The 12,479-nt window shown below is 66.9% G+C and carries 8 protein-coding genes; 4 read left to right on the top strand and 4 right to left on the bottom strand.

All coding sequences use genetic code 11. The features are described 5' to 3' along the window. Positions 1-130 precede the first annotated feature (130 nt). Genes SOM61_RS00160 through SOM61_RS00150 form a run of 3 tightly spaced genes read right to left on the bottom strand, consistent with a single transcriptional unit; the run spans position 131 to position 4,663 of the window. Complete coding sequence (locus SOM61_RS00160) at positions 131-2,002, bottom strand: glycoside hydrolase family 28 protein (protein WP_320472188.1); 1,872 nt, start codon at positions 2,000-2,002, stop codon at positions 131-133. 8 nt (positions 2,003-2,010) lie between these two features. Beyond that, positions 2,011-3,243 carry a DUF4861 family protein gene (locus SOM61_RS00155; RefSeq protein ID WP_320472187.1) on the bottom strand — a complete coding sequence of 411 codons (1,233 nt, stop codon included), beginning with the start codon at positions 3,241-3,243 and terminating at the stop codon, positions 2,011-2,013. A gap of 13 nt (positions 3,244-3,256) precedes the next feature. Continuing rightward, on the bottom strand, positions 3,257-4,663 hold the full coding sequence (locus SOM61_RS00150) for a glycoside hydrolase family 88/105 protein (protein ID WP_320472186.1): 1,407 nt from the start codon (positions 4,661-4,663) through the stop codon (positions 3,257-3,259). 250 nt (positions 4,664-4,913) lie between these two features. Here SOM61_RS00150 and garD point away from each other — a divergent pair, with 250 nt between their 5' ends. Genes garD through SOM61_RS00130 form a run of 4 tightly spaced genes read left to right on the top strand, consistent with a single transcriptional unit; the run spans position 4,914 to position 10,623 of the window. Beyond that, positions 4,914-6,455: a galactarate dehydratase gene (garD, locus tag SOM61_RS00145; RefSeq protein ID WP_147935544.1), complete on the top strand. Its 1,542-nt coding sequence runs from the start codon at positions 4,914-4,916 to the stop codon at positions 6,453-6,455. A gap of 22 nt (positions 6,456-6,477) precedes the next feature. Next, a complete protein-coding gene (locus SOM61_RS00140; protein WP_320472185.1) occupies positions 6,478-7,305 on the top strand; it encodes an NAD-dependent epimerase/dehydratase family protein in 828 nt (275 codons plus the stop codon). Positions 7,306-7,309: 4 nt separating this feature from the next. Beyond that, the gene (locus tag SOM61_RS00135; RefSeq protein WP_320472184.1) at positions 7,310-8,185 is read left to right on the top strand and encodes an aldose 1-epimerase; all 876 of its coding nucleotides are present in this window, start codon (positions 7,310-7,312) and stop codon (positions 8,183-8,185) included. Next, positions 8,182-10,623, top strand: coding sequence for an alpha/beta fold hydrolase (locus tag SOM61_RS00130; RefSeq protein WP_320472183.1), 2,442 nt, complete (start codon positions 8,182-8,184; stop codon positions 10,621-10,623). Before SOM61_RS00135 ends, SOM61_RS00130 begins: the two co-directional genes overlap by 4 nt. On the opposite strand, the gene SOM61_RS00125 is transcribed toward SOM61_RS00130, so the two are convergent. Beyond that, on the bottom strand, positions 10,624-12,465 hold the full coding sequence (locus tag SOM61_RS00125) for a glycoside hydrolase family 28 protein (protein ID WP_320472182.1): 1,842 nt from the start codon (positions 12,463-12,465) through the stop codon (positions 10,624-10,626). It abuts the gene before it with no gap. Positions 12,466-12,479 lie beyond the last annotated feature (14 nt).

Genomic DNA, 12,479 nt, shown 5'->3' with positions numbered 1-12,479 from the left:
CGCGATCAAGAGATCGGCCGGTGTTGCATCTGGGATCTGGTCAGGCCAGTTTTGTAATTCTATGGCAACTCAACGAATTTTGGTCAGGCCAAAGTAAAAATATTTACGAATTGGCCTGACCTGCTGACACTTAACCCTTGGTGGATAGGGTTTGCTTGTAGCGTTTGCCTGCGATGGTGACGTTATCGAGCGTGATGTCGATAGCGTTGTGCAGGAACCACGGCTTGGCCGTGTTGCGCGGCGTTCCGAAGTCCGAATCGCTGATGCGCACCCGTGCGATCGGCGGAATCGCAGTGCCCGGCTTGCCGTTGAAGCTCGAGGCGACCGGCCCCAGCAGCACGAAGGCCTGGTAGCACGAGAAGCTGCCCTTGCCGGTATCGACATTCGACGTGCGCACATTGCTGATCTCGATGTCCGACACCTGCGGCGGCCGGATGCGCATGGTGTCGTCGCCCGGCACGTAGTCGCAGTCGATCGTGATGATCGCGCCGGCGGTCGAGGCCACCGGCTCCTTGATCTCGTGCGCGCCCGGCAGCGGCTTGTACAGCATCGGCTCGGTCGCCACGCCATGCGGCAGCGTGACGTCGCGCACGTACAGGTGGCGCAGGAATCCGCCGCGGTTCATATTGGTCTTGAGCCGGATCGCGGTGTTGAGCGGGTCGCCCTTCCAGTGGATGTTGCGGAACTCCAGCTTCTCGGCATAGACGTGCTCGATGCCGCCGGCCATCTCGCTGCCCAGGGTCACGCCGCCGTGGCCGCTGTTCATCACGCAGTTGCGGATCACCACATTGCGTGTCGGGCCGTGGCCGGTGTCGAGGTTCTTGCCCGACTTGATCGCGATGCAGTCGTCGCCGTTGTTGAACAGGCAGTCGTCGACCAGCACGCCGTCGCAGGCTTCCGGGTCGAAGCCGTCGCTGTTCGGTCCCAGGCTCTCCATGTTCACGCGGCGGATCAAGAGGTCGCGGCAAGCAACCGGATGGTGCAGCCAGAACGGCGCCGCATTGACCTGGTAGCCCTGCAGCAGAACCTTGTTGCAGCCGATCAGTTCGATCATGCACGGACGCAAAAAGTGGCCGTGGCCGAACACGCGCTTCTCGACCGGCACGCCGGCTTCGGACAGCGCCGGCAGGTAGCGTGAATCAGTCTGCCAGCGATCGCCTTCGCCCTGGATAGAGGCCTGGCGCCGTCCATCGATGCCGGGGACGACCTTGTCGAGCGAGGGATTGTTCGGGTTGGCATAGACCTCAGTGCGCTTGCGCACCGGCTTGCCCCGTCCCTTCCAGTCCCACCAGCATTCCGGGCCGTCGGCGAAGCCCGGCTCGAACGGCACGCCGCCCTGGCCATTGAGGATGCTGGTCCAGTCCTCGCCGGTGAGAGCGATATTGGTCTGGTTGATCGCGTACACCATCGGCGAGTAGTTCAGGCAGTCGTTGCCCTGCCAGCGCGACAGCACCAGCTTGCCGTTCTTTCCGCAATCGTGTTCGCCATGCTGGGCATAGTGAGTGGGGTTGGCCGAGAAGTGCACGCGCGCGCCGGCGGCCAGGTGCACGTGCACGTTCGAGCGCAGCACGATCGGACCGGCGCAATACCATTCTCCCTTGGGGATCACGACCCGGCCGCCGCCCTTGGCGTGGCAGGCGGCGATGGCGGCGGCGATCGCGGGATAGCAGTCGGGCGAACCGGGCGCCGGCGTGTCGAGGGTGCCCTCGACCAGCGATTCGGTCTGGCCCTTCACCTTCACCAGCGTGCAGGGCTTGGCGCCGTGCGCGGTGATGACGAAGTCCTCATCGCGGAACGCGAGCGGCGTGGCGAAGCGGGCCACGATGTCGGCTGCGCGTTTCCACGGGTCGGGGCGGGCGGCGTTGGCCAGCGCGGCGGCGGCTGCTGCGGCAGCGCCATCCTGGTGGGCACGGGCGATGCTGGCGGCGCCAAGGCCGGTCATCATCAGCGAGGCGGCGGGGACGGTGCGCAGCAGCGCGCGTCGTTTGGCTTGGAATGGCATGTCGCTCCTTATCGTTGTTTCGCCAGGTTCACGCGCACAGGGCTGGCGTCGCGCGCAGCCTGGTCTTGCGTCACCTGCTGCCACTTGGCGCGGCTGGTGATCTCGCCGGCGCGGCTCCAGGCGCCGCCGGCGTAGTAGCGCAGCGGCTGGCCGGGCGTGGCCTTGGCGAAGATCAGCTCATTGAGTGGGTCCTGGGCGAAGCCTTCGGCGGCCGGCAGCACCACGGCGGTGCCGAAGGCGTCGTTGCTCTTTTGCTCGACCCACTGCAACAACACCTTGCCGTCGCGGCCGACCTGGATCTTCGGATCCTGGCCCTTGTCGCCCGGCGTCTTGTTCAGGCCAATGGCGACCGTGAGCGGGGCAGTGTCGCCGGCCGTCGTGGTGAAGGTGCTGTCGATCCGGTCCAGCCAGTGGCCGGCGTCGACCGTGAAGCGCTTGACCTCGCTGACCTGGCGGCCGCCCGCATCCCATGGCGCGTAATGGAGTTCGAACACGGCGCGGATCGGGCCATTGGCCAGGATCTTGTAGCTGGCCCAGTTCACGCCCGTGTGCAGCGTCTTGCCATCCCAGATGCCGGCGCCGCCGGCGCCGCGGGACTTGCCGACGTTGTACATGTCCATGCCTTCGCCCTGGTCCTTGTGGTAGTGGTCATGGCCCTTGTTGTACCAGCGGTCGACGATCGGATAGTCGACCCGCTTGAACCACAGGTCGAGGCCACTGGTCACCAGCACTTCCTTGACCACGCCCGCGGGCGCCGGCGCGGCCAGTGCCGGGCCATAGGTGCGGTGCGCCACCTTGTCGTTTTCCCAGGCGAAGTCGTCGAGGCGCTCCGGGATATGGCGTGCGAAGGCCTTGACCGGGAAGGGCGGCGCCACGCCGTCGATGCGCTCGATGGTGAAGCTGGCGCTCTTTTCGCCAGCCGCGAAGCTGTGCTGGAACAGCAGTTCGCCGTAGGCGATGCCTTCGTTGTTCGGGTCTTTCGCCTGCGGCGCGATATTCGTCACCTGGTGCGGCAGCACCCGGCCGCTCGCGTCCTTGACCGCGATCTTCTGGATCATGGCGCCGGGCAGGGCGGCGTTGACGTCCTTCCAGGCGATGGCGATGGTTTCCGACGGGCGCGCGATCGCCAGGTCGTGCTGCACGCTGACGTTGACCTTGTCGGCCACTGCGGCGGCATGTGCGGTGTAGGTCGACAGGGCGAGCGGCGCCCCCAGCAGGCTTGCCAGTACGAGTCGTTTCATGGTGTCCCCCGGGTCAGTGGTGTTCGCGGTAATCGGTCTGCCCGCCCTTGGGCAGGTAGTGGTAGGTGCGGACCTTGTGCTGGATCTCGAATGCCGGGTTGTTCACCAGGCGGATGATCTCGGCGCCGGCCAGCAGCATCGGGCCGTAGCCGTGCAGGGCGTCGACGCTGGTCGGGCGATTGTAGTAATAGACCATGTCGCTGGCCAGGGTCGTGCCGACGCAGGTGCCCTCCACCTGGCCCAGCGAATTGATGCGGGTCGAGATCGCGTTCCAGCCGGTCTGGGCGATCGAGCCATAGGTGGTGGCGCTGATCCAACCTTCGTTGACGGCGTGCGCGATCACATAGGTGAAGATGGCGCTGGCCGAGGTCTCGAGGTAGGAGTCGTTACGGTCCAGCATCTGGTGCCACAGGCCGCTGCCGCTTTGCAGCTCGGCGATGCCTTTCAGCGAGGCGCGCAGCTGGGCCAGCACCTTCGGATAGCCGGGGTGGTCCTTCGGCAGCACGTCGAGCAGGTCGGACATCGCCAGCACCGCCCAGCCGTTGGCACGCGCCCAGTAAAAGCGCGGCGCGTCCTGGTGGTTGGCGTGCCAGCCGTGGGTGTACAGGCCGAGCTGAGGGTTGAACATGCGGCTCGACATGCCCATCACGTTGTTGACGGCGTCGTCGAAGTAGGCGCGCTCGCCGGTCAGGCGACCCATCTCGGCCAGCGCCGGGATGCTCATATACATATCGTCGGCCCACAGCGAGACTTCCTGTGGACGCTTGCGCGCCATGGTGCCGTCTTCCAGGCGGAACTGGCGTTTATATACCCAGTCGCTGCAGGTATCGATCATGTTCTTCAGGTCGGGGCCGACCTTGGCGAAGCGGGCGCGGATCAGGGCGGCGCACATCGAGCCGCTGTCGTCGAGCGAGCGCGGATCGAGGAAGCGCGAGAAGCTGTTGGCGCGCTCGAGCTTGAATTTCTGTTCCTGGGCGCGGAAGTAGGGGAGGGTGTCGTTGAAGAACTGGAAGTGACGGCGGGTCATGCTGGTGAAGCCGGCGTCGCCGGTGACCTGCGCCGCCTTGATCAGGCCCGAATGGACCACGCCCATCTCGTACACCTGGATGCCGTAGTCGCCGGCGCTGCGCTCGAAGATCGCATCCGCCACCGGGGTTTTCAGGTCTGCGATCGGCTGGCCGGTGCGCTTGCTCACGACGCGGGTTGGCGTCGCGCGGTCCATGAAGGCCCGGATCGACTGCAGCTGGGCGGTGACTTCGGCCACCACTGGCTTTTTGTAGGGAATCGGGTAAGTGCCTTCGCTCGCGTCGCCAAGGTTGGTGTTGTCGGTGTTGCGGTAGACGCCCTGTGCATGGGCGGGTCCGCAGGCGAGCGCGCAGCCCAAGAGAGCTGCAAGCAGGTGCAGGGTGTGGCCTTTCATGTGTCTCCAATCGCTTTGTTGTATTACCGGATATCGGTATGTGCTTCAGCTACCGTGCTTCTAGTATTGCTGGCTTGCATGGTGCAGGTCCAGGACTTCGTTACTGTCTTGACACTGCTTATATTGCGTTTTGGTCAGGCCATTCTAATTTGGTCCGGCCAAAATCGCAAGGTGGACTAGCCGCATTTGATTTATTTATGGCATACTAAAAATGACCCTCCCCAATCAGCCAAGAGACAGGCAAAGAGACATGAATCACCAAGTTCCGCGCACTATCCGCATGCAGGCCAGCGACAACGTCGCGATCGTCGTCAACGACGGCGGCCTGCCCGCCGGCACCGCATTCCCGGACGGCCTGGTGCTGCTCGAAGGTGTCCCGCAAGGCCACAAGGTGGCGTTGACGGACCTGCAGGATGGCGAGGCGGTGATCCGCTATGGCGTCACCATCGGCTACGCCGACGGCGCGATCCCGCGCGGCAGCTGGGTCTCGGAGCGCGTGCTGCGCATGCCGGCCGCGCGTTCGCTCGACGACCTGCCGATCGGCACCCACGCCGTCGATGCCGGGCCGCGCCTGGATGGCTACACCTTCGAGGGCTACCGCAACAAGGATGGATCGGTCGGCACCCGCAATATGATGGCGATCACCAGCACCGTGCAATGCGTGTCGGGCGTGATCGACTACGCCGTCAAGCGCATCCGCGAAGAGCTGCTGCCGCGCTATCCGAACGTCGAGGACGTGGTGGCGCTCGAACACGTGTACGGCTGCGGCGTGGCGATCGACGCTCCCGGCGCCGACATCCCGATCCGCACCATCCGCAACCTCTCCAGGAACCCGAATTTTGGCGACAGCGTGATGGTCGTGAGCCTGGGCTGCGAGAAACTGCCGCCGGCACGCCTGTTCCCGGCCGGCGCCATCCCGATCGGCAATGCCGCGCCGTCGGTGGTGACCCTGCAAGACCAGCAGCACGTCGGCTTCATGTCGATGATCGATGCGCTGATGAGCACCGCCGAACAGCACCTGCAAGAACTCAACGCGCGCCGCCGTGAAACCTGTCCGGCGTCCGACCTGGTGGTCGGCATGCAGTGCGGCGGCAGCGACGCCTTTTCGGGTGTGACCGCCAACCCGGCGCTGGGCTTCGCCACCGACCTGATCGTGCGCGCCGGCGGCACCGTGATGTTTTCCGAGGTGACCGAGGTGCGCGACGGCATCGACCAGCTGACGGCGCGGGCCTCCAGCCCCGAGGTGGCGCAGGCGATGGTGCGCGAGATGCAGTGGTACGACGATTACCTGGTGCGCGGCGGCGTCGACCGCAGCGCCAACACCACGCCCGGCAACAAGAAGGGCGGCCTGTCGAATATCGTGGAAAAAGCCATGGGCTCGATCGTCAAATCGGGCAGCACCGCCATTACCGGCGTGCTGTCGCCGGGCGACCGGCTGCAGCAGAAGGGCCTGATCTACGCCGCGACGCCCGCCAGCGACTTCATTTGCGGTACGCTGCAGATGGCCGCCGGGATGAACGTGCACATCTTTACCACCGGCCGCGGCACGCCCTACGGCCTGGCCGCGGTCCCGGTCATCAAGGTTGCCACCCGCACCGAACTGGCGCGCCGCTGGCACGACCTGATGGACCTGGACGCCGGCAGCATCGCCAGCGGCGACGCCACCATCGAGGACGTCGGCTGGGAGCTGTTCCGCATGATCCTGGACGTGGCCAGCGGCCGCAAGACATGGGCCGAGCGCTGGAAGCTGCATAATGCGCTTGCGCTGTTCAATCCGGCGCCCGTGACCTGAACGCATATTTTTGGAGACCTGAATGACCGCTGCAGTACAAAACAAGACCGGCAAGCCTTTCAAACGCATCCTGCTGACCGGCGCCGCCGGCGGCCTGGGCAAAGTGCTGCGTGAGCGCATCAAGCCCTGGGCCGACGTGGTGCGCCTGTCCGACGTCGTCGACATGGGCCCGGCCGGCCCGGGCGAAGAAATCGTCCAGTGCGACCTGGCGGACAAACAAGCCGTGCTGGCCCTGCTCGATGGCGTGGATGCGGTGCTGCACTTCGGCGGCATCTCGACCGAGAAGCCGTTCGAACCCATCATGCAGGCCAATATCCTCGGCGTGGCCAATCTGTACGAAGCGCTGCACAAGGCCGGCACCCGGCGCGTGATCTTTGCCAGCTCGAACCACGCGATCGGCTACCACCCGGTGACCACGGTGCTCGACGCCGATTCGCCAACCCGTCCCGACAGCTACTATGGCCTGTCGAAGGTCTTCGGCGAGCAGATCGCGCGCTACTACTATGATCGCTTCGGCATCGAGACCGTCTGCGTGCGCATCGGCTCGAGCTTCCCGGAGCCGGCCAACAAGCGCATGATGAGCACCTATCTCTCCTACGACGACCTGACCGAACTGCTGCGCTGCTCGCTGTTCGCCCCGCGCGTCGGCCACACCATCGTGTACGGCATGTCGGACAACGACAGCACCTGGTGGGACAACCGCCTGGCCTCGCACCTCGGCTACAAGCCGAAGGACAGCTCGGCGAAGTTCGCCCACCTGTTCCCGGATTCGTCCGAGTTCCCGGCCAAGGATGACGTGACCACGATGTACCAGGGCGGCAAGTTCCTGCTCGACGGTCCGCAGTATTGAGCCGATGATCGAGCGCCTCGTCTTGCGCAACGCCAGCCTGGTGGCCGAAGTCGTGCCCCAGGTGGGTGGCGGACTGGCGCGGCTGGACTGGATTGCCGGTGGCGAGGCGAGCCCGCTGTTGCGCGCCTTGGCGTCCGATGCAAGCGGCGTACCGACGCCCTCGCAGCTGGCCTGCTTCCCGCTGCTGCCCTGGTCCAACCGCATGGCGCCTTCGGGGTTTGCGTTCGAAGGCCGACAATACGTGCCGGCGCCGAACCGGGCCGGCGAGCCGTGTCCGATCCACGGCGACGGCTGGCAGCAGGCCTGGCAGGTGGCGCATCACAGCGACTCGGTCTTGACGCTGACCTTGGCGCGTCCCGACGCTTCGCCATTTTCCTATGAAGCCGAGTTGCGCTACACGCTCGACGGCGCAGCGCTGGCGGTCGATCTCGCGCTGCGCAATACCGGCGCGGCGGCGCTGCCGTTCGGGATCGGCCTGCATCCCTGGATGCCAGACCCGCAAGGCGCGCTGCTCGAAGCGGGCGCTGAAGGGGTATGGTCGAGCGGTCCGGACAAATTGCCGCTGACCCGCGGCGAGATACCTGATCACTGGTGTTTCGACATGCCTGCCGCGCTGCCGCAAGACGGTGTCGACCATGTGTTCGATGGCTGGCCGGGACGGGCGCGCATCGCCTGGCCGGCGCGCGGCGTGGCGCTCGAGATCGAGGCCGACATGGAATATTTCATCCTTTATACTCCGCCGGGACGCGATTTCTTCTGCTTCGAGCCGGTGGATCACCCGATCAATGCGCACAATCTGCCGGGCCAGCCCGGCCTGACCGTGCTCGCCCCTGGTGCGACGCTGCGCCGGCGCTGCACCTTCCGCGGCGCGTCGCTATGAAACCTGCTCCTGTTGCCGCCGCGCTGGTGCTGGCCGCGGTGCTGACGCCGGCCGCCGCCCAGTCTCCCTATAACGCCGAAACCACCTACCGCAAGCTGGTGGGTGACTATCCCCAGATCCGCATCGCGAGCGCCGAGGCGCCGGCGCCGGTCCGGGTCCGCAAGGACCTGGTCTATGCGCGGCGCGCCGAACTGGCGCTGGCGCTCGATCTCTACCTGCCGGCGCCCGACGCAAAGCCCGCGCCACTGGTGCTGCTGGTGCACGGCGGCGGCTGGGGCAGCGGCGAGCGCACGAATATGGCGCCGCTCGCGGCGCGCCTGGCGGCGCGCGGCTATGCCGCCGCCACCGTCAGCTACCGCCTGTCGGGCCAGGCGCGCTATCCGGCCGCGATCGACGACGTCAAGGCGGCGCTGGACTGGCTGCGCACGCAGGCGGGCCAGTTCGGATTCGACAAGGAGCGGATCGCGCTCGCGGGCGGTTCGGCCGGCGGCCAGATCGCCGCCCTGGTCGGCATGACGCGTCCGCGCGAGGTGCGCGCCATCGTCAATATCGACGGCCTGTCCGATTTTACCTCGCCCGAGGCGCTGCGGCATGAAGACGATCCGGCCAAGAAGCCGTCGGCGGCCGGCGCCTGGTTCGGCGGCCCTTATGCCGACAAGGCGGCGCTGTGGCGCGAGGCCTCGCCCCTGACGCACGCCGGCAAGGACAGCCCGCCGGTGCAGTTCATCGTCAGCAGCGTGCCGCGCTTTTCCAGCGGACGCGAAGCGCTGGCGGCCAGGCTGGCCGGGCATGGCATCGCGACCGATACCGTGGCGCTGGCGGGCGCGCCGCATTCGTTCTGGCTATTCGATCCGTGGCTGGCGCCGACGGTCGACGCCATGGACCGTTTCCTCAGTCAACAGCTGGGCGCCATGCCGGCGCGTGCGCCATGGTCGGCCGACCTGGGCGAGGGCCGCTACCGCAATCCGATCCTGCATGCCGACTATTCCGATCCGGACGCGATCCGGGTCGGCGAACGCTATTACATGGTCTCTTCCAGCTTCGCCAACGCGCCCGGTCTGCCGCTGCTGATTTCGAGCGATATGGTCAACTGGGAGCTGGTCGGCCACGCGCTGCCGCAACTGACGCCGCAGGCGACCTTCGCGACGCCGCAGCATGGCAAGGGGGTATGGGCGCCGAGCCTGCGCCACCATGACGGGCGCTTCTGGATCTTCCATCCCGATCCGGACCACGGGGTGTACGTCAGCACCGCAACGGACTTCGCCGGTCCGTGGAGCACGCCGCACCTGCTCTTGCCCGGCAAGGGCATCATCGACCCGGCGCCGCTGTGGGACGACGATGGCCGCGCATGGCTGATCCACGCCTGGGCCAAGAGCCGGGCCGGCTTCAATAATGTGCTGACCCTGCGCCGCATGGCGCCGGACGGGCGCAGCCTGCTCGACGGCGAGGGCCAGGTGGTCGTCGACGGCAACCGCCTGCCGGGCTACCGCACCCTCGAGGGCCCCAAGCTGTACAAGCGCAACGGCTGGTACTACGTGTTCGCGCCGGCGGGCGGCGTCGAGCATGGCTGGCAATCGGTGTTTCGTTCGCGCCGCATCGACGGCCCGTACGAAGACCGGATCGTGATGGAGCAGGGCGCCACCGATATCAACGGCCCGCACCAGGGCGCCTGGGTGACGACGCCGCAGGGCAGCGACTGGTTCTTCCACTTCCAGGACCGGCGCGCCCATGGCCGCGTGGTGCACCTGCAGCCGCTGCGCTGGATCGACGACTGGCCGCTGATCGGCGAGCCATCCGCCAAGCCGGGTGTGGGACAGCCGCTCATCGAGCACGCCAAGCCGGTGCCGGGAGTCTTCGCGCGGCGCGAGCCGGCGGTGGGCGACGAATTCGACGGCCCGGAGCTGGGCCCGCAATGGCAATGGGCGGCCAATCCGCAGGCCGGCTGGCGTGCGCTGGACGCGCGACCGGGCTTTCTGCGCCTGTTCGCGCAAGCGGCGGCGCCGGTACGGCAGCTGCCGTCGGTGCTGACCCAGAAATTCCCGGGTCCGGCGTTCGGCGTGACGGCAAAGGTGGAGCTGCGCGCCCAGCAGGATGGCGACCAGGTGGGGCTCGGCGTGATGGGCCTGGCCAGCGACTGGTTCGGTGTGCGCCGCGTCGACGGCCAGCCGCGCATGGTCGGCGTGCGCTGCGGCCAGGACGGCGCCTGCGCCGAGACGGTCGGACCTGCCTTGCCTGGATACGCGGTCACGCTGCGCATGCACGTAACGCATGGCGCGCGGGTGTCGTTCTCGTACAGCGCCGACGGCCTTCGGTACATGTCGCTGGGCGAGCCCTTCGACGCCACCATGGGCCGCTGGGTCGGCGCCCAGGTCGGCGTGTTCGCGACCGGTACGCCGGGCGCCTACGCCGACCTGGATTACCTGCGCATCACTCCCTGATCAGGCGCGGTGCGACAGCACCGTGTCGATCACCTTGCCGCCGATGCGGACATTCCTGAGGCTGACGTCGCGCACATTGTAGAGATACCAGGGCTGCCCAGCGTTCACTGGCGTGCCGAAATCGCAGTCGGTGATGGTCACGTCGCGGATCGGCAGGATCTCGGCCGCCTCGCTGCCGTTGTAGTCGAAGCCGACCGGCCCAAGGAACAGCATCGCCTGGTAGCACGAGCGCGGCCCGGCCGCGGTTGGCACATTGCCCACCCTGACGCCCGAGATGTGGATGTGTTCCACCACCGGCGGCCGGGTGCGCAGATTGTCGGCGCTCGGCGCGTAGTCGCAGTCGAAGGTGATCACGGCGCCGGCGCCGGGGGCGACCGACTTCGGCGCGATCGGCGAGCCTGGTAGCGGCTTATAGAACTGGGGCTTGAGGTTCACGCCATTGGGCATGGTGACGTTGCGCACGTAGAAATGGCGCAGGAAGCCGCCGCGGTTCATATTGGTCTTGAGCCGGATCGCGGTGTTGAGCGGGTCGGTGGCCCAGTGGGTGTTGCGGAACTCGATCTCTTGCGCATACACGTGCTCGATCCCGCCGGCCATCTCGCTGCCCAGGGTCACGCCGCCATGGCCGCTATTCATGACGCAGCGCTGGATAACGACGTTGCGGGTCGGCCCGAAGCGGGTGTCGCGGTTCTTGCCGGCCTTGATCGCGATGCAGTCGTCGCCGCTGTTGAAGGTGCAGCCATCCACCAGCACGGTGTCGCAGGCTTCCGGGTCGAAGCCGTCGCTGTTCGGCCCAAGGCTGTCCATGTGCACGCCGCGGATCTCCACCTTGCTGCAATTGACCGGGTGATGCTGCCAGAATGGCGCGCCATTGAGCTGATAACCCTGTAGCAGCACATTGCTGCAGCCGATGAACTCGACCATGCAGGGACGCAGGTAGTGGCCGCGGCCGAACACGCGCCGGGCCACCGGTACGCCGGCTTCGGACAGGGTCGGCAGCCAGGCCTCGTCGGTGCGCCATTTGTCGTTGCCGCCTTCCAGCAGCGCGGCCTGGGCCGAGTCGAGGCCGGGCGCCACCTCGCGGACCGATGCCGGGGTGCGCGGATTGACGGCGGTCTGCGCTTCGTGCTGGCGCGGGCCCGGCTTGCGCTTGCCCTTCCAGTCCCACCAGGTATCGCCGTTCGCACGCGGCACGCCGCCCTGGCCGTCGAGGATGCTGGTCCAGTCCTCGCCGGTCAGGGCGATATTGTCCTGGCCATAGGCGTAGACCAGCGGCGAGTGGTTCAGGCAGTCGTTGCCCTGCCAGCGCGACAGGGTCAGCCTGCCGTTTGCGCCGCAGTCGTGTTCGCCGTACTTGATGAAGTCCTCGGGGTCGTTGCTGAAATAGACGTGGGCGCCGCTGGCCAGGTGCACGTTGACGTTGGACTTGAGGACGATCGGTCCCTTGATCAGCCAGTTCCCGGCCGGGATCAGGACGCGCCCGCCGCCAGCGGCGCTGCAGGCCGCGATGCTGGCGGCGATCGCGTGGTAGCAGTCCGGGGCATCCGGCGCCGGCGTCGTCAACTTGCCGGGCTCGTGATGGGCGACGTGGCCGTCCACCGTCACCACCTTGCACTGCCTGGCGCCATGGTCGGTGATAGTGAAATCGCGTTGGGGGAAGGTCAGCGGCTGCCTGAAGCGATCCACGATGGCTTTTGCGCGCAGCCAGGGATCGCCAGCCGGGGCTGCGCCGGCCTGGCTGCCTGTGTGGCAGCCGGCGGCGAGACCGGCCACCGAGGCCGAGGCGGCGCGCAGCAGGGAACGGCGCCGGGTGTCGATGATCTTGCCTTGGTTGATACGCATGATGTCTTTCGTGA

This window comes from Massilia sp. CFBP9012 (assembly GCF_034045115.1).
GTDB lineage: Bacteria > Pseudomonadota > Gammaproteobacteria > Burkholderiales > Burkholderiaceae_D > Telluria.
This window is presented reverse-complemented; position numbering and strand designations above follow the sequence as displayed.